The following is a 17,874-nucleotide window of genomic DNA, read 5'->3' as shown; positions in this document are numbered from 1 at the left end:
CACCTGTGAACATCGACGAGAACCTGTCCCGGTACTCCGACCTGCTCTTCGGCACCACGCTCACGCTGTACGTGCTGGCGATGATCATGTTCCTGGCCGCCCTCGCGTCGTCGCGCACCACCGCCGCCGCTCCGGCCGCGGCCGAGGCCAACGTGCTGGTCAAGGCGGGTGGCGGCAACGACGTCCGCATACCCGGTCCCGTGACCGACGTGCGGACGCCGGGCAAGATCGGTCCGCAGGTACGCACCCCGTTCGGTGAGCGCATCGCGAAGATGGCGTTCCCGGTGGTGATCGTCGGCGCGCTGGCCCACATCGCGTCGATCGTGATCCGTGGTCTGGCGACCGACCGCATGCCCTGGGGCAACATGTACGAGTTCATCAGCCTGTCGTGCGCGGCTGGTGTCGTCGCCGGCATCGTGGTGCTGCGCCGCCCCGAGAACCGACCGCTGCTGTCGTTCGTGCTGGTCCCGGTCGCGCTGCTGATGTTCATCGCGGGCCGGTGGCTCTACACGCAGGCCGCGCCCGTGGTGCCCGCGCTGAAGTCCTACTGGCTCGCCATCCACGTCTCCATCGTGTCGGTCGGGTCCGGGGTGTTCCTCGTCTCCGGTGTCGCCAGCGCGCTGTACCTGATCAAGCTGCGCTACCCCGAGGCGGGGAACGGGATCGGCGGGCGGATCCTCGACCGGCTGCCCAGCGCGCAGGCGCTCGACCGGCTCGCCTACAAGACCGTCGTGTTCGCGTTCCCGCTGTTCGGCCTGGGCGTCATCTGCGGCGCCATCTGGGCCGAGTCGGCCTGGGGACGCTTCTGGGGCTGGGACCCCAAGGAGACGGTCTCGTTCATCGCCTGGATCATCTACGCGGCCTACCTGCACGCCCGCGCGACCGCGGGCTGGCGCAATACCTCGGCGGCGTGGATCAACATCGCCGGTTTCGTGGCGATGCTGTTCAACCTCTTCATCATCAACCTGGTGGTGTCGGGACTGCATTCCTACGCGGGGCTGTAAATCATTTCGCGCTGCTAGCGAAACAGGTGTGGCCCGGTCCATCAGACCGGGCCACACCTGTCTGTGATTGTGTGTGCGAGCGAAGGATTACTCTCCGTCGCGCAGATTCTGCTGACGAACCACCTTGAGCAATTCGATGATGGTGTCGATGGTCGACACCGACAGTTCGCCGTGCCGGAACGCGGCGAGATGGGCGCCGGTCTCGGCGGCCATCGCGACGTATTCGCGCTGCTGCTCAACCCGCTTGAGATCCTCGTCCGGATCGGACAGGAAGTAGGTTACGCTGATCTCGAACGCGCGCGAAATCGCTTCCACCGTGCGGAAAGACGGTGTCTTGGCCTTACCGGTGCGCAGTTGTGAGATGTAGGCGTCGCTCAGGGTGTAACCGAGTCGATTCGCCTTCAGCGCGATCTTTTTCCCCGTGTAGGGAATTCCGTTCTCATCGCGAACGGTATCGAACAGTTCATTGAGACTCTCGGCAAAAGACCGGGCTGTGTGAACGTCGCTCGTCGTGGTCATTCGTGCTCCCCGATCTAGAGAAGATGACCGACCAGATCACCTTCGCAGCAGATTGAACTCACCGTGCGGACAAGAATGTGTCCACCTTGCTTTTATTTCTTCGGTGAACTCTACCTTTAGTGGTCGTTCATCAGGTACTACGAGCCGAACATCGATCAGGAGCCCGTTCCGGGGCGCGGATCGTCGGCGTCGGGGGCCGGGGGAGTGACCGTGTCGTCGCCGGTCGGATCGGTGCCGTTCGTGTCGCGTCGCGGGCTGCGCGGGGTGCGACGATCGTGACCGAGGTCGAGCAGGAAATCGGGGTCGTCGTCCGGGCCGATGGGTCCGCGCCGGGACGACGTCGGTGCGCTACGCGTCGTCGTGTCCGGCCCGAACGCCTTCCACACCAGATAGGCGACACCTATCGCGACGACCAGGGCAACGACGACGACCACGAGAACCTCCACGAACGTATGGGTAGGTCCACGTTACGGGAGTCCGACGAATCGGGCCGTCGATGCTGGTCGCAGGCCGACCGCGGCCCGGTGTGACGACGAACGCGGGCCGCACCCGGGGGTGAGTCCGGATGCGGCCCGCGGGCTCGTCGAGTGGTGCGAGAGAGGTCAGTCGGTCTTGCGGTTGAGCAGGGCCACGACATCGGCCTCGCGGAACCGGCGATGACCACCGGGGGTACGGATGGCGCCCAGCAGGCCGGAGCTGGCCCAGCGGGCCACGGTCTTGGGGTTGACGTTGAACATCGCCGCCACCTGTCCGGGGGTCAGCGTGTGCTGACTGGCCACCCGCGGGGTGATCGGCATCGACGTCGGGAGTGCGTCCCCGGGCATGGCGTTGAATGCTGCAGTCATGTGTCGTTCTCCTCGTGCTGGGCCCCCGACCGTCGACCGAGATCGGCGGTGGTGGGCATCTGATCTGGCTGTGACCGATGAAACTGTTGTTTCGCTGCCCGACAACATGGTTACACCGAGAATCCAAGGTGTTCGAACGGTCAGCTGTTGGTAAATCAATGGTAAAAATCGGGCATCGCGGGCGCAGGGCCCTCTCGACGTAGGCTGACAGGGTGAACGAACGTGACTCATCCGCTCCCCAGCCGGCTCCCACGGGTGCCCCCTCGGACGCCGCGGCGGTCGGTGCCGGACGCGGTCTCGCGACGGCGTTGATCCTGTACACCGTTGCGCGCCTTGGCCTTGTCATCGTGTTGGCCGCGATCATCTACGGCGTGGGACACCTCGCCGGGGTCGACGTGCCGATCCTTGTCGCCGCGATCTTCGCTGTCGTGATCGCGCTGCCGCTGGGCATGCTGTTGTTCAAGCGGCTGCGCACCGACGTCAACTCCGCCATCTCCGCGGTCGACGCCGACCGCCGCGCCAAGCGCGACGCGTTGCAGGCGCGGTTGCAGGGATCGCCGCGTCCCGACGGTTCCGGCGACCCCCGATCGTGACGTCGGGGGGCCCGCTGGTCGACCACCGGGCGTCACGCGAGTGGGTCGACACCGCGATCCGGCTGATCGAGGCCGACGCCACCCGCAGCGCCGACACCCACCTCGTGCGGTTCCCGCTGCCGGAGTGGTCGAGGTTCGTCGGTGCCGACGGCGAGCCCACCGCCATCGACCTGTATCTGAAGGACGAGAGCACCCACATCACGGGTTCGCTCAAGCACCGCCTGGCGCGCTCGCTGTTCCTCTACGCGCTGTGCAACGGCTGGATCACGCAGACGACGCCGGTGATCGAGGCGTCGTCGGGGTCCACCGCGGTCTCCGAGGCCTACTTCGCGGCGCTCATCGGGGTGCCGTTCGTGGCGGTGATGCCGCGCAGCACCTCCACCGCGAAGGTCGCGCTCATCGAGCGTCAGGGCGGTCGGTGCCACTTCGTCGACTCGCCGTCGGAGGTGTACACCGCCGCGGCCGCCCTCGCCGAGGAGCTCGGCGGGCATTTCATCGACCAGTTCACGATGGCCGAGCGCGCCACCGACTGGCGCGGCAACAACAACATCGCCGAGTCGATCTACCAGCAGCTGAGCCTCGAGCGTCACCCCATCCCGACATGGGTGGTCGTCGGCGCGGGCACCGGCGGCACCTCGGCGACCATCGGCCGCTACATCCGCTACCGCCGCCACCCCACGTGGCTGTGCGTGGTCGACCCCGAGAACTCGGTGTTCCACCCGGCCTACGCCACCGGCGACGGAACGGTGACCTCAGCGATCGGGTCGAAGATCGAGGGCATCGGGCGACCGCGGGTGGAGCCGTCGTTCGTGTCGCAGGTGATCGACGCGATGCTGCGGGTCCCCGACGCGGCGTCGGTGGCCACCGCGCGGCTGGTCTCCGATCACCTCGGCCGCCGCGTCGGCGGGTCGACGGGCACCAACGTGTGGGGCGCGTTCGCCGTCATCGCCGACATGCTCGCCGCGGGCACCGGCGGCAGCGTGGTCACACTCCTCTGCGACGGCGGCGACCGGTACGGCGACACCTACTTCGACGACGAGTGGGTCGCCGGGTGCGGCTGGTCGCTCGATGAGTCGCGCGCCGTGCTCGACGACTTCTGGACCCACGGTCGGTGGCCGGCATGACCGCACCCGCGATCGAGGCGACCGACCTCGTGCGGGAGTACCGCATGGGTGAGGAGACCGTCCGCGCCCTCGACGGCCTCACCCTGCGACTCGACGGCGGTCAGTTCGTGTCGGTGGTGGGGCCCTCGGGTGCGGGCAAGTCGACGCTGCTGCACGTGATCGGGGCCCTCGACGCCCCCGATTCGGGTCGCATCGTGGTCTCGGGCTCCGACATCGGCTCGCTGTCCGACGACGAGCAGTCCGAGTTCCGCAGGCGCACCATCGGTTTCATCTTCCAGTTCTTCAACCTGGTGCCGACGATGTCGGCGTGGGAGAACGTCGCGCTGCCCCGGTTGCTCGACGGGACGTCGCTGCGGAGGTCGAAGGCCGACGCGGTGGCGCTGCTCGACCGCGTGGGGCTCGGCAACCGCGCCGGTCACCGGCCGTCGGAGCTGTCGGGCGGGCAGATGCAGCGCGTCGCGATCGCGCGGTCGCTGATCATGGATCCGCGGATCGTGCTGGCCGACGAACCGACCGGCAACCTCGACTCGCACACCGGTGCGGCGATCCTCGGACTGCTGGCCGAACTCGCCCATGACGACTCGGGGCGACTGGTGCTGATGGTCACCCACGACACGAAAGCCGCCGAGTTCGCCGACACCACCGTCACCGTCCGCGACGGGCGGATAGACGCGTAGATGTCGGGAGGCGGGGGAGCGCGACGTCGGTTCGATCCGGTCGCGACGTGGACACGGGTGCGGGTGCTCAACCTGCGCGAGCTGCGCAGCCACCGTCTGCGGGTGATCACCTCGCTGATGGTGATCACGGTGTCGTCGACGCTGCTCGTCGCCGTGCTCGGCACCTACGGGTCGATCACCGCCTCGGTGCGGGAGCTGTCGGCGACGGTCGCCGGAACGGCAGATCTCGACGTCACCTCCGTTGGCGACAGCGGCCTCGACGAATCGCTCGTCGGTGAGATCCGTGCGCAGGTGCCGCAGGCGTCGACCGTGGCGCCGCTGATCCAGGACACCATCTACCTCGACGCGAAACCCGTCACCGTGCTCGGCGCCGACGTGTCGATCCTCGGTCTCGGCGGTGCCCTGCGCCAGGTGCTCGCCGGGGGATCGGTTGCGGGACAGGCGTTGTCGCCGAACCGCCCCGATGCCTCGACGTCGATCGCCGTCGGCCCGGGCCTCGGGTTCACCGCGGGGCAGAAGGTGACGATCGACGGCGTCGCGCTGACGGTGATCGAGGTCATCGACAGCGCGGCGGCGAAACCGATCAACGGTGGCCGGTTCATCGCGGCGTATCTGCCACTCGCGCAACGGCTCACCGACAAGCAGGGCCGCCTCGACTCGATCCTCATCGGCGCGGCGCCCGGCGTCGACAAGGCCGCTCTGCGCGCCTCGATCGAGCGGGTGGTCGCCGGGCGTGCCGCGGTGAACCGTCCCGACTACCGGGCGGGCCAGGTCGAGACGGCGAGCTCGGTGACCCGCGACTCGACGCTGCTCGTCGCCCTCATCTCCCTCGTGATCGCCGCGTTCCTCGTGTTCAACACCATGAACATGGCCGTCGCCTCGCGGCGACAGATGTTGGCGATGGTCCGCGCGATCGGTGGGCGCCGCGGGCAACTCGTCCGCGACCTCATCGGCGAGGCCGCCCTGTTCGGACTGGTCGGAGGCCTGATCGGCATCCCGGTCGGGGTGCTCGCCGGCCGGTGGATCATCGGCCGACTCCCCGAGGTGTCGTCGGAGGCCGTAGGCGCGACGGTCGGCTACCACCTGCCCTGGTACGTCGGGCCGATCGCGGTCATCGCGTGTGTGGCGTCGTGTGTGGCGGCCAGTATGCTCGCCGCGCGGTCGGTGTTCGCGCTGTCGCCGATCGAGGCGATGGTGCCCGGTGAGGTGCTCGCCCGCGACCGCGGCCCGGGTCCGCTGGTGTGGCTCGCCGGTATCGGCGGTCTGGGGCTCGTCGGGGCGGGGTGGCTCATCGCGCACACCGTCGAGGGGCGACTCGTGTTCGGCGGCGCCGTGCTCACCAGCATCGGGACGCTCCTGTTCTTCTTCGCGGTCACCGGACCGCTGATCCGTGCGGTCACGGCGTTGGCCGCGCGGCTCGGTGGCCCGGGGACGCTCGCCGCGGTCAACACCGAACGCTCCCCGCGCCGTGCCTGGGCGACGCTGATGACGGTGACCGTCGCGGTGTCGGTCGGCGTCGGCACGTCGGGGGCGATGAACGATCTCGTCGGATCGGTGTCGGGTGCGCTCGACGGTCTCGCCGATCCCGATCTCTACGTCTCCTCGCAGCCGGTCGAGAACATCCCCAGCGGACCGATCCTCGACTCGGGCGTCGCCGGACGTGTCGCCGCGGTACCCGGTGTCGCGGCGGTCGTCGGTGGTCAGTGGGCGACGGTGAACGTCGGCGAGGCGCGCATCCTCGTCCAGGGTCTCGCGCCGGGTATCCAGGCCCCGTACGTGAAGAAGACCTCGCCGGAGGTGCTGCGCCGGGTGCTCGCCGGCGAGGGTGTCGTCGTGTCGAAGGTGTTGGCGCGGACGCTGAAACTGGGTGTCGGTGACCGATTCCGACTCGCGACCCCCACCGGGTTCCACGAGCTGCCGATTCTGCAGACCGTCGACTACGTGACCCTCGACTCGGGCACCGCCGCCCTCTCCGATCAGCTTCTGTCGCAATGGTTCCAGCGGCCCGGCAACACCTTCCTGCAGGTGCGGTACGACCCCGGGGTCGACGGCACACAGGTGCGTCGCGCGGTGAACGCGGCCGCGCAGGCCGACGCCGACCCGTCGCACCCGGTGTTCGTCTACAGCGGCGCCGAGACCCTCGACGCCACGCGGGCCTCGGTCAAACAGTCAGGCGCGTTCACCGTCGCCATCCAGTGGATCGTGGCGTTGGTCGCCGCGATCGCCCTGCTCAACACGCTGCTGCTGTCGGTGATCGAACGGCGCCGCGAACTCGGGGTGCTGCGCGCGATGGGTGCGTCGCGGCAGTTCGTGTCGCGGATGGTGTTGGCCGAGGCGGCCTCGATCGCCGCGGTCGGGGCGGTGCTGGGCGTCGCGAGCGGCGAGTTGCTCCACATCGTGAGCGATCGCGTGCTCGGCACCACCACCTCGGTCGACATCGGGTACCACCCGCAGGCCTCGACGATCCTCTACGTCGTCGTCGCGTTCGTTCTCTGCACCGCGGGCGCCTTCCTGCCCGCCGCGCGTGCCGCGCGGATGAACATCAGCGAAGCCGTCCTCGACGAGTAGCGGACCGGCCGCCGAAATATCGCCTGTCAATAAATGTTGACAACTCCGTGAGTGTCAACTTAACCTGACACCATGCAGAGCGACGACGTGGACACCGAACAGAACGACACCATCACCACGGCCGCGGCGAGCACAGATCCCGCACAGGGACTGGCCGCGGTGCGCGCCCTGCGAACTCTGGCCGACCGCCTCGAAGAGGTGCAGGTGGCCAGTGCCCGCGAGCAGGGATGGAGCTGGCAGGCGATCGCAGAGGTTCTGCAGATCAGCCGCCAGGCCGTGCATCAGAAGCACTCGGCTCGCGAGAGGGACTGAATCAACATCCACCACACGACTGAGAAGAGACACATCATGTTCGAACACTTCACCCGCGAGAACAGGCACATCCTGTCCTTCGCCATGGAGGAGGCCGCCGACCTCGGGCACACCCAACTCGGCAACGATCACCTGATCCTCGGGATGCTGTGCAACGCACGCGCCCCGATCTTCACCCGGCTCACCGCCGAGGGCTTCACGCTCGACGCGGCCCGCGACACCGTCCGCGAGGTGCGCGGCGACGCCGACGACAGCGACGACGCCGACGCGTCACAGGTCGACGAGGACCGCGAGGCCCTCAAGTCCGTCGGCATCGACCTCGACAAGGTCGCCACGGCGATCAAGAACGCCTTCGGCACCGACATCACCGACGGCTGGTCGCAGCGCAGTGCCGACCGTCGCGGGCGGGGCGGTCGTGGCGGACCGCGGCGCGGTGGCGAGGACTCCGGTCCCCGCGGGCACCGCGGTCACCGACACGGCCACGGCCATGGCCACCCGCACGACGCGTTCGGTCGCCCCGGCTTCCCCGGTGGCGAGTTCCCCGGTCGCGGCGATGTCCCGGGTCGTGGTTTCGGGGGCCCGCTGGGTGATCCCGACAGCGCGGATGGCCCGTGGGAGCGCGGCCGGGGCCGGCGCGGTCCCCGCGGACGGGGCGGCCCGTTCGGTCGGCCGCGGTTCTCGGTCGACGCGCGGGCCGCGATCGCCAACGCCGTGCAGATCGCCCGCGAGTCGGACAGCGACCGGATCACCGCCGAGCACGTGCTGCTCGGCATCCTCAAGACCGACGACAAGCGTTCCCGCGCACTGATCGAGTCGGTCACCACCCCGGAGAAGCTGCGCGACGCCCTGAGCGCCACCGTCTGATCCGTGACCGACCATGCTGCGCCCGCGAGCTTCTCGCGGGCGCAGTGTCGTGTCGTCTGCTCAGGCGAGGAACAACGCGACCGCGGTCGCCAGGGCCCACGCCACCATCGCCATGCCGGCCTGCGCGATCGCCGGGATGAGCGCCGGCCCGAGTGCGCCGCCGCGGACCGGTGCGTTGGCCCGCCAGGCCAACGGTGCGGCGATCAGCCCGAGCAGCGCCCACGGCGTCGCGATGACCAGCACGAGGCTGAGCACCGACGGCAGGGCCACCAACGCCAGGTGCGTGGTGCGGGTGCGCGTGTCGCCGAGGCGGACCGCGAGGGTGTTCTTGCCCGACACGGTGTCCGACGGGATGTCGCGCAGATTGTTCGCGACGAGCACGGCGCTCGAGTAGGAACCGACGGCGACCGCGCAGATCACGCCGACCCAGTCGATCCGCTCGGCCTGCACGAACTGTGTGCCCAGCACCGCGACGAGCCCGAAGAACACGAACACCGCGACCTCGCCGAGGCCGGCGTAGCCGTACGGCTTCGTGCCCCCGGTGTAGAACCAGGCGCCCGCGATGCACACGACGCCCACGACGACGAGCCACCAGGCGCTGCTCAGTGCCAGGACCAGACCGCAGACCGCGGCCAGACCGAACGCGGCGAACGCGGCGTTGCGCACCGCCACCGCGGGGGCGGCCTTCGACCCGACGAGACGCATCGGTCCGACGCGGTCGTCGTCGGTGCCGCGGATGCCGTCGGAGAAGTCGTTGGCGTAGTTGACCCCGACGATCAGCGACAACGACACCGCGAGCGCCAGCAGCGCCTTCCACCACACCGCGTCGCCGAGCCAGCCCGCCGCGCCGGTGCCCGCCACCACGGGGGCGATCGCATTCGGGAACGTGCGCGGCCGCGCACCGTCGAACCACTGCTTGGGGGTAGCCATGTCGACAATCTTGACCTACCCCCGTGGCGCCACTCGGCGGTGGTTCGATGTGCGGCCGACGCGTGCGGTCCGTTTTGCCCGAACCGCTGTACGGGTGACGAGTCGTCGCAGGTGGTCGCCACTACTGTGGACATCTGGGCGCTACGAGCGGATTGCGCCGAACAGACGGCCGGAGAGGTGAGGTGTCGGTGGACGCGTCGGCGGTGACGATCGGCCTCCTCGGTCCGGTCGCGGTCGCGACCGACGGTGGGATGGTCGAGGTCCCCGGTGTCCGGGCCCGGCGCCTGCTCGTCGCCCTCGCCCTGGCCCGTGGCGGTGTCCGTTCGGCGTCTGCCCTCATCGACCTCGTGTGGGGCGACGACCGCCCCAAGTCGCCGCAGGCCGCCCTGCACACCCAGATCTCCCGTCTCCGACAGGTGTTGCCGTCGGGCATGCTCGCCGGCGCGGCCAACGGCTACCGCCTCGACCTGAACGGCGACGCCCTCGACGTCGACCGGGCACGAGCACTCGCGGCCGTCGCGACCCCCGATGCGCTGGCCGAGGCCGACGCCCTGTGGCGCGGTGTCCCCGGAGACGACCTCGGCCCCGACACCCCCGGCGGAGATCCGCTCGCCGGCGAGTTGCGCACTCTCGGTGACGATCTGCGTCGCCGCCTCGACGAGGCGCGGGCCGCCGCGGCGTCGGCGGCCGGCGACCACGAGACCGCCCGTCGCATCGCCGGGGACCTCTGTGAACGCGACCCTCTCGACGAACCCGCGCACCTGCTCCTCATGCGCGCGTTGGCGGCGTCGGGCCGCACCGCCGATGCCCTCGCCATGCACGCCCGACTGCGTCGTGCGCTGTCCGCCGAGCTCGGGGTCGACCCCGGCGCCGAGATCGAGGCACTGCATCGCGAGCTGCTCACCCCAGCACCCGCCCCGGTCCTGACGCCACCGCCGACGGTGATCCCGCGGCCGTCGGTCTCCACCCGTGCCGTCGGGCTGCGGTCGGAACCCAACGAGTTGCTCGGCCGCGCAGACGACATCGCCGCCGTCCTCGCCGCGATCGACCGACATCGGGTGGTCACCATCGCCGGACCCGGCGGCGCCGGCAAGACCCGCATGGTGCACGCCGTCGGCCGCCGGATCGCCGAGGCAGGCCGGACGATCTACCTCGTCGAGTTGGCGTCGGTGCGCAACGACGACGACGTCGTGGCGGCCATCGCCGCGTCGCTCGGTGTCGGAGAGTCCGAGCTCACCCCGTCGGGTGCACCGCGCATCCCCGTCGGCGACCTGGCCGACCGCCTCGCCGACACCCTCGTCGGACGCAACGCCGTTCTCGCGCTCGACAACTGCGAGCAGATCATCGACGGCAGTGCGCAGGTCGTGACCGACCTCATCGGTGCCGTCGCCGACCTCACCGTCCTCACCACCTCGCGGGCGCCGCTGATGGTGCCCGGCGAGGTCATCCACCGGCTGGCTCCGCTGTCGAGCGACGTCGCCGACTCCCCGGCGGTCGAGTTGTTCGTCGCGCGAGCGCGCGCCGTCCGCTCCGATGTGGCCATCGATCTCGACGTGGTCGCCGAGCTGTGCCGCGATCTCGACGGCCTGCCGTTGGCCATCGAACTCGCCGCCGCGCGGGTGCGCACCCTGAGCGTCCCCGAGATCGCCCGTCTGCTGTCGCAGCGCCTCGCCCGTGGTCGGCTCAGCCTGCTGCGTACCGCCGACCGCACCGCGCCGCGGCGGCACCGGACGCTGCACGCCGTCATCGACTGGAGCTGGGACCTCCTCGACGGCGATGCCCGGGCGGCCCTGCGGCGCCTGTGCCGCTTCCCGGCCGGGTTCACCGTCGCCGCAGCCGATGTCGTCGTGGCCGGTGGTGCGGGTCTCACCCTGGTCGACGACGTCCTCGAACAGTTGGTCAACCAGTCGCTGCTCACGGTGACCGAGGTCGACGGGCACATCCGCTACCGCATGCTCGAGATGGTGCGCGAATTCGGGGAGGAACAACTGCTCGCGTCGGGCGAGGCGGACGACGTCGACGCGGCCATGATCCGCTGGGCCATCGGGTGGGCGAGGGACACCCGCGCCCTCTACGACACGGGCGAGCAGGCGGCCGCGATGGCGAATGTGGTCGCCGACAACGACAACATCGTGTGGATCCTGCGGCGCTGCACAGAGATCGACGTCACCGAGCGGCCCGCGGATGCGGTGGCGGCCGTGGTCGCGGTGTTCCCGGTGATGACATCCGGGTGGGTGGCACGCGGACTCCACGTCGAGGTCCGCAACTGGGCGCCCCGCATCATCGGGTTGCTGGGCCGACCGCCGCGCGACCTCCCCGACGACCAACGCGAGCTGTGGCAGGTCGCCCTCCTGATGGTCGCCGGCCATCTCATCATGATCCAGCCCGACATGCGGTTGCTGGCGCGGGCGCGCGTCGCTCTACGCGCCATCTTCCACCCCGACGAGGTGATGGCGCTGCCCGCGGACTTCGTGAGCGCGATCCTGTTGTCGCGCACCACCTACAGCGGTCTGCGCATCCTCACCCGCGGTGCCCGGTCCCCGGTTCCGTTGGTCCGGGCGATCGCGCTCTCGGTACGTTCGAACGCCCGGGAGAACGTCGGTGACCTCAGCGGCGCGCTCCGCGATTCGATGGACGCCCAGAGGTTGGCCGTCTACCGGGGCGACCTCTGGATCACCGCCACCGGCGCGATGGAGATCGGCAACATTCACGGTCAGAGCGCACGCTACGGCGATGCGGTCGACAGCTACACCCGGGCCGTGGAGTTGCTCACCGAGCTCGGCTCCGTCGACGAGGTCGTCCAGGTCCGGATCTACCTCGCCTGCAGTCTCCTCGGCATCGGGGAGATCGACCGCGCACGCGAGATCGTGGCCGAACTCTCCGATGGTTGGACGGTGGATCAGCCGGTGCCGGCGGGGGGTGCCGAGGCGGTCGGGACGCTGATGATGGCGAGCGCCGAATTGGCCCACGCCGAGGGTGACCCCGCGATGGCGGGAGCGATCGCGGTGCGCGTTCTCGACCAGGTGCTCGGCGGCCTGGCGGGCGCGACGGCGGATCCGACGATGCTGCTCGTCCTCAGTTCATCGGTGACGATGGCTGCGTTGACCGGTAACATCGACGCCGCCCACGAGCGGTTGCCGATGCTCGGCGACTTCGTGGCCGCACAGTTCGAACCCTCCGGCTACCAGGACATCCCGCAGATCGGCGCCTGCGCGGTCGCCTTTGCCACCGCCGTCGCGAGCCGCGACGCCGGGTCGGTGACCGCGGCGCGATTGCACCTGCTCGGCGTCCGTTCGCGCGCGCGCCTCGACTTCCCCATCCTCGACCACGCCATCACGACGGCCCGGTCTCTGAGCGCGGTGGCGGCCGACGTCTGGGAGGAACTCGACACCGAGATCAGCAGGATGTCCCGACGGCACGCCGCCGAGACCATCCTGCAGACCATGCGTGGTGCTCTCGCCTAGGCGTTGCGCATGTACGCCCGCACGGTGAGCGGAGCGAACACCGCGACGAGGATGGCCGCGCCGAGCAGCGACCACAGCACGTGGATGCCGACGTGACCGTTGTTGGTGAGCTCGCGCACCGACGTCACCAGGTTCGACACCGGGTTCACCTTCACGAACGCCTGCAGCCAGCCCGGCATCGTCTCGGGCTGCACGAAGGCGTTCGAGACGAAGGTGAGCGGGAACAGGATCATCAGCGAGAAGCCCTGCACCGCAGAGGCCTTCTTCACCAGCATGCCCATCAGCGCCCAGATCCACGACACCGCGAAGCTGCAGATGATGACCAGGACGGTGGCGCCGATCAGGCCCAGCGGGTTGGGGCGCCAGCCCATCGCGATACCGACCACGAATGTGATGACCGTGGCGATGAGGTAGCGCACGACGTCGGCGAGCAGTGCGCCGGCCAGGGGAGCGGTCCGCGCTATCGGTAGTGACTTGAAGCGGTCGAACACGCCCTTGTTCATGTCCTCACGCAGCTGGGTGCCGGTCACCACCGACGTGGTGATCACGGTCTGGACGAGGATGCCCGGGATGATGATCGGAAGGTATTGCGACACACTGCCGGCCAGCGCTCCACCGAAGATGTAGGTGAACATCAACGTGAACACGACGGGCTGGAACACGACGTCGAACAGCTGCTCGGGGTTGTGGCGGATCTTGAGCATTCCGCGGTAGCCCATGGTGAACGACTGGCGGACGGTGTCGGCGAGTCCGACCGAACGCGGGACCGACCGTGTGTCGCGCGAGGCGACCGCGGGGCGATCGAGGGCCTGGGTGGTCATGCTGCGTCCTCCTCGGACTCGGTGGCGGAACCGCTTTCGGTGCCGTCGGCGGGCTTGCCGGTGATGGTCATGAAGACCTCGTCGAGGCTGGGTTTGGCGACGGACAGTTCGCGGATCGCTATGTCCGCCGCGACCAGGGCGGTCATCACGTCCGACACCGCATCCGGCCGGGCCAGGGGAACCGTGACGCGTCCGGCCTCGGGGCTCAGCGATCCCTTCTCGCCGGTGACCCGCTCGACGATCTCCAGTGCCGCGATGCAGTCCGACGGCGACATCGGGCGGACCTGCAGGGTGTTGATGCCCACTGAGTCCTTCAGTTCGTCGGCCGTGCCGTCGGCGATCACGACTCCACGGTCGATCACGGCGATCCGATCGGCGAGCTGATCGGCCTCGTCGAGATACTGCGTCGTCAGCAACACCGTCGATCCCTCGGACACGAGGCGACGGATCGTCTCCCACATCTGGGCGCGGGTCCGCGGGTCGAGGCCGGTGGTGGGCTCGTCGAGGAACAGCAGTGGGGGAGCGGCGATCAGGCTGGCCGCGAGATCGAGCCGCCGTCGCATACCGCCGGAGAACTCGTTGAGCGGCCGGTTCGCGGCCTCTTCGAGCCCGAACTCCTCGAGGAGGTCGGAGGCGATGGTCCGCGTCTGTGCTCGGGACTTGCCGAGCAGCCGCGCGAAGATGATGAGGTTCTCGCGAGCGGACAGGTCCTCGTCGACCGAGGCGTACTGACCGGTGACCCCGACCAACGAGCGGACCGCCACGGGTTCGGCGACCACGTCGTGGCCGAAGACCTGTGCCGATCCGGCATCGGGACGCAGAAGGGTCGCGAGCATGCGGACGGTGGTGGTCTTGCCTGCGCCGTTGGGGCCCAGTACGCCGTACACCGATCCGGTGGGTACGACCAGGTCGACACCGTCGACCGCGCGGGTGCTTCCGAAATGTTTCACCAACCCGCGGGCCTCGATGGCCGGCGTGTCGGTGGTGCGAGGTGATGTCATGCCACGACTGTCCGCGACCGCTCTGTCGTGACGCTGTCGCGGACTGTCGTGGCCTGTCGCCCGGGGCCCCGTTTCACTGTGGAGTTGTCAATGTTCGTACCGCTCCCGCGGGTGGGCGGGGCGTTGGTTCTAGGACGGCGTTACGCCGCGGCCGGTTCCATCGCTGTCAACGTTCTTCTGTTGTAAGCGGGTAACGGGGTTCGCTTCGGGTCGATCGTCGCCGGTGGGATGAGCCAGGGGTGTCGGTCGTGACCCATGACGATGTCCCAGCCTGCGGTGTGGACGGCGACGTGGCAGCGGCGGCACAGGAGGCATCCGTTGTCGACGACGGTGGTGCCGCCGTTCGCGTAGTGGGTGATGTGGTGGACGTCGGTCCACGACGCCGGCGCTCCGCACTTGATGCAGCACCGGTCTCTGGTGAGGATCACCTTGCGTGCCGCGCCGGTGAAGAGCCGCTTCTCGGCGGCGACGGAGACGGGTGCGCCGTTGAGGTCGACCCCTATCCCCAGGACTTTCGCGTCGCAGGCCAGAAGTCGTGCCGACAGGTCGGAGACCGGTCCGAGCCAGTTCAGGCGCGCTGCCCCCCGCGGGGGCCGATCCCTCGAGCGGGATCGTGAGGACCAACTCGGTGGACGCCGGACCTGACAGGGCCTCGGGAGCCAGTCCGCGTGTGCCGGCCTCGAGGAGTTGGGCGAAGGCATCGGCACGTCGCCGGCCCGCCGCGCGCGGGTCGGGTGATCCGTCGGGTTCGGGGCGGGGGCGTGACGCCGAGTCGAGGGCGGTGATGAGTCGTTCGCCGGTGACCGCGTCGAGGTCGAACTCGCCGCGTAGCCGGCCGTCGCCGGTCTGCGACCAGCCCAGTTCGTTGAGGGCCGGGTCTTCGGCGGCCGGTACCACGGGCGGCTCGGCGGGTGAGTGGGCGATCGCCGCGGCGCGGGCGTCGTGGACGATCTCCGCGGGATTCTTGCCGGCGATCGCGGCCCCGATCAGCCGCTGCTCCAGGTTCGACACCACATCGGAATCGAGTGCTTCACCGGTGCGGCGCGCGACGTGCTCGATTCCGCGCGCGACCGCATCGAGATGTTCGGCCGACAGGCCACCGTCACGGGAGTGGCGAGCGAGCACCGGTAAGACCTCCACGGCCCGTCCGAGGCGGATCAACCGTGACGCCACGGCCGGCGCGACACCGTTGGCGACCAACAGTTCTCGCAACGACATCCCGCAGTGTGTCGCGACCCCGACGCGCTCGGCCTGGGACGCCAACCGCGCCAGCACCCCATCGGCCACCGCCCGGAGAGCGACGACACCACGGATGGCGGCGACGATCTCGGCGTCGACATCGGCGACAACTGTTCCCTGTGAACCGAACTCGTCGACCACCAGGTCGACGAGTTCGATGAATGATCCCCCGGTCATGCTTCGAACGTACATACGTTCGAACGGGAGCGCAAGCGCAGATTCGGCGAATACTGTTGACACGCAATCAGATTGCGCACGGGCGACGCCCCCGATCATCACGCTACCGCACGGCACCGACACGAATTGGGAGCGAGCGCCGCGTCATCCACAGGCTGTGCAGACACCTGCCCGATCGACGGCGTCAAATGCCCGATCGATGCGAATAGATGCCCGATCGACGCGTGGGTCGGGCTCGACGAGCGACCGCCACGGAATCGCCCGAAGCGTCTGTTTCGCAACGTATCCGGTGTTTGCGCGAGTCGCCGAGGGTCGATCCCTCCGATACATTCGGTGGTTCGCACGCGACCGACCCACTGGATCGGGCCACCTGATCGACAGTGGGACACCAGCCATGCCACCCGAGCGTTCACGCAGATACTCCGGCGCCTCCGCGCGCCGTCGTCACATCGGTGACGCGCCGACCGAGGTCATCGCCCGGGTACCCCCGCGACACCACCGACGCACGGCCCGACGTCCCGCGCCGCAGCGGCGCTCCCGTCGTGGTCTCGGGCGTCCTCTCGTCGCTCTGGCCTCGGCCGCGGTGCTGCTCGGATCGGGACTGGCCTGGGGCGAGTCGCGACACATCGGCGGCGGGTTCCACACGTCCGATGTGCTGGCCGGGGCGCCGAAGTCGACGGGCAGCGCCGAGAACATCCTGTTGATCGGGCTGGACTCGCGCAAGGACCGCGACGGCAACGACCTACCGGCGTCGGTGCTGTCCGCGCTGCACGCCGGCGACGGTGAGGAGGGCGGCTACAACACCAACACCCTGATCCTGGTGCACGTGCCCGCCGACGGTCAGCACATCGTGGCGTTCTCGATCCCGCGTGACGACTACGTCGCGGTCCACGGCATCGACGGGTACGACCACGCGAAGATCAAAGAGGCCTACGGCCTGATGAAGGCGCAGGCCGAACAGAAGCTCGTCGACGAGGGCGTCACCGACCAGGCGACCCTGGAGACCGACGGCCGCGACGCGGGTCGCGCCGAGACCCTGCAGACGGTGCGTGAACTGACCGGGGTGCCGATCGACCGGTTCGCCGAGGTCAGCCTCGTCGGCTTCTACGACATCGCCAAGGCCCTCGGTGGCGTGAAGGTGTGTCTCAATCACGCGGTGTCCGACAGCTATTCGGGTGCCCACTTCAGCGCCGGGGTGCACACGCTGAACGCGTCGCAGGCGTTGGCCTTCGTCCGGCAGCGACACGGACTCGACAACGGCGACCTCGATCGCACCCACCGCCAGCAGGCGTTCCTGATCTCGGTGGCGCACTCACTGCAGTCGTCGGGCATCTTCGGCGACCTGGACAAACTCAACGCGCTGGTGACGGTGGCGCAGCGCGACATCGTGCTGTCGTCGGGCTGGGACATCGTCGACTACGCGCACCGCATCGGCGACATCTCCGGCCAGAACCTCGCGTTCCGGACGCTGCCGGTCCTCCGGTACGACACCGTCGACAACCAGGACGTCAACATCGTCGACCCGGCTGCGATCCGAAGCCAGGTCCAGACCGCGTTCGGGATCACCCCGCCGCAACCGCCCGCGACCGCCACCAAGCAACTCGAATCCACCTCCGACACCTCGGGCAGCGACACCCCGAGCACCGACACGGCAGACCCGACGTCGCAGGATCCGGCCCCCGATCAGGGCGCGCCCGTCGTCAGCACGGCATCGGGAGTGCCCTGCGTGAACTGAC

17 protein-coding genes are annotated in these 17,874 nt (G+C 69.3%); 10 read left to right on the top strand and 7 right to left on the bottom strand.

Annotated elements, in window-relative coordinates; genetic code table 11:
* Nucleotides 1–5 precede the first annotated feature (5 nt).
* Nucleotides 6–1,004 (top strand): c-type cytochrome biogenesis protein CcsB, encoded by a 999-nt coding sequence (ccsB, locus tag OG579_RS08675; protein WP_328858805.1) that lies wholly within the window; start codon nt 6–8, stop codon nt 1,002–1,004.
* Nucleotides 1,005–1,091: 87 nt separating this feature from the next.
* Here the strand turns inward: ccsB and OG579_RS08670 are convergent, their stop codons facing one another.
* From OG579_RS08670 to OG579_RS08660, 3 genes are all read right to left on the bottom strand, one after another.
* Nucleotides 1,092–1,523 carry a helix-turn-helix domain-containing protein gene (locus tag OG579_RS08670; protein WP_045823913.1) on the bottom strand — a complete coding sequence of 144 codons (432 nt, stop codon included), beginning with the start codon at nt 1,521–1,523 and terminating at the stop codon, nt 1,092–1,094.
* A 155-nt stretch (nt 1,524–1,678) separates the two neighbouring features.
* Nucleotides 1,679–1,969, bottom strand: a complete 291-nt coding sequence (locus OG579_RS08665; RefSeq protein ID WP_328858804.1) for a hypothetical protein — start codon at nt 1,967–1,969, stop codon at nt 1,679–1,681.
* 156 nt (nt 1,970–2,125) lie between these two features.
* Entirely contained in the window at nt 2,126–2,368 is a 243-nt protein-coding gene (locus OG579_RS08660) for a BldC family transcriptional regulator (RefSeq protein ID WP_328858803.1), read from the bottom strand.
* Nucleotides 2,369–2,580: 212 nt separating this feature from the next.
* Between OG579_RS08660 and OG579_RS08655 the strand changes: the two genes are divergently transcribed.
* The 6 genes from OG579_RS08655 to OG579_RS08630 all read left to right on the top strand — a co-directional run bounded on the left by OG579_RS08655 (nt 2,581) and on the right by OG579_RS08630 (nt 8,506).
* Nucleotides 2,581–2,961 carry a DUF4229 domain-containing protein gene (locus OG579_RS08655; protein ID WP_408068768.1) on the top strand — a complete coding sequence of 127 codons (381 nt, stop codon included), beginning with the start codon at nt 2,581–2,583 and terminating at the stop codon, nt 2,959–2,961.
* On the top strand, nt 2,958–4,085 hold the full coding sequence (cds1, locus tag OG579_RS08650) for an L-cysteine desulfhydrase Cds1 (protein ID WP_328858802.1): 1,128 nt from the start codon (nt 2,958–2,960) through the stop codon (nt 4,083–4,085). The genes OG579_RS08655 and cds1 overlap by 4 nt, the downstream gene beginning before the upstream one ends.
* Nucleotides 4,082–4,762: an ABC transporter ATP-binding protein gene (locus tag OG579_RS08645; RefSeq protein WP_328858801.1), complete on the top strand. Its 681-nt coding sequence runs from the start codon at nt 4,082–4,084 to the stop codon at nt 4,760–4,762. Before cds1 ends, OG579_RS08645 begins: the two co-directional genes overlap by 4 nt.
* Nucleotides 4,763–7,330, top strand: coding sequence for an FtsX-like permease family protein (locus tag OG579_RS08640; protein ID WP_328858800.1), 2,568 nt, complete (start codon nt 4,763–4,765; stop codon nt 7,328–7,330). It begins immediately after the preceding gene.
* Between the two features lie 72 nt (nt 7,331–7,402).
* Nucleotides 7,403–7,642: a hypothetical protein gene (locus OG579_RS08635; protein ID WP_045823907.1), complete on the top strand. Its 240-nt coding sequence runs from the start codon at nt 7,403–7,405 to the stop codon at nt 7,640–7,642.
* 36 nt (nt 7,643–7,678) lie between these two features.
* Nucleotides 7,679–8,506, top strand: coding sequence for a Clp protease N-terminal domain-containing protein (locus OG579_RS08630; RefSeq protein ID WP_328858799.1), 828 nt, complete (start codon nt 7,679–7,681; stop codon nt 8,504–8,506).
* Between the two features lie 60 nt (nt 8,507–8,566).
* On the opposite strand, the gene OG579_RS08625 is transcribed toward OG579_RS08630, so the two are convergent.
* Nucleotides 8,567–9,436: a 1,4-dihydroxy-2-naphthoate polyprenyltransferase gene (locus OG579_RS08625; RefSeq protein WP_328858798.1), complete on the bottom strand. Its 870-nt coding sequence runs from the start codon at nt 9,434–9,436 to the stop codon at nt 8,567–8,569.
* A gap of 182 nt (nt 9,437–9,618) precedes the next feature.
* On the opposite strand from OG579_RS08625, the gene OG579_RS08620 reads away from it, so the two are divergent.
* Nucleotides 9,619–12,900, top strand: a complete 3,282-nt coding sequence (locus OG579_RS08620; RefSeq protein ID WP_328858797.1) for a BTAD domain-containing putative transcriptional regulator — start codon at nt 9,619–9,621, stop codon at nt 12,898–12,900.
* On the opposite strand, the gene OG579_RS08615 is transcribed toward OG579_RS08620, so the two are convergent.
* The 3 genes from OG579_RS08615 to OG579_RS08605 all read right to left on the bottom strand — a co-directional run bounded on the left by OG579_RS08615 (nt 12,897) and on the right by OG579_RS08605 (nt 15,423).
* Complete coding sequence (locus tag OG579_RS08615) at nt 12,897–13,721, bottom strand: ABC transporter permease (protein ID WP_328858796.1); 825 nt, start codon at nt 13,719–13,721, stop codon at nt 12,897–12,899. The two genes, OG579_RS08620 and OG579_RS08615, sit on opposite strands and share 4 nt — an antisense overlap.
* Nucleotides 13,718–14,722 (bottom strand): ATP-binding cassette domain-containing protein, encoded by a 1,005-nt coding sequence (locus OG579_RS08610; RefSeq protein ID WP_328858795.1) that lies wholly within the window; start codon nt 14,720–14,722, stop codon nt 13,718–13,720. The genes OG579_RS08615 and OG579_RS08610 overlap by 4 nt, the downstream gene beginning before the upstream one ends.
* A 140-nt stretch (nt 14,723–14,862) precedes the next feature.
* On the bottom strand, nt 14,863–15,423 hold the full coding sequence (locus OG579_RS08605) for an HNH endonuclease signature motif containing protein (RefSeq protein WP_328858794.1): 561 nt from the start codon (nt 15,421–15,423) through the stop codon (nt 14,863–14,865).
* 214 nt (nt 15,424–15,637) lie between these two features.
* Between OG579_RS08605 and OG579_RS08600 the strand changes: the two genes are divergently transcribed.
* Both OG579_RS08600 and OG579_RS08595 read left to right on the top strand, forming a co-directional pair.
* Complete coding sequence (locus OG579_RS08600) at nt 15,638–15,853, top strand: hypothetical protein (protein WP_328858793.1); 216 nt, start codon at nt 15,638–15,640, stop codon at nt 15,851–15,853.
* Nucleotides 15,854–16,532: 679 nt separating this feature from the next.
* Nucleotides 16,533–17,873, top strand: a complete 1,341-nt coding sequence (locus OG579_RS08595; RefSeq protein ID WP_328858792.1) for an LCP family protein — start codon at nt 16,533–16,535, stop codon at nt 17,871–17,873.
* Nucleotide 17,874: the final 1 nt, after the last annotated feature.

The sequence above is a fragment of the Williamsia herbipolensis genome (assembly GCF_036153515.1).
Taxonomy (GTDB): domain Bacteria; phylum Actinomycetota; class Actinomycetes; order Mycobacteriales; family Mycobacteriaceae; genus Williamsia_A; species Williamsia_A herbipolensis.
The sequence above is the reverse complement of the archived record's forward strand: the minus strand, read 5'-3'. Positions and strand labels throughout refer to the sequence as shown.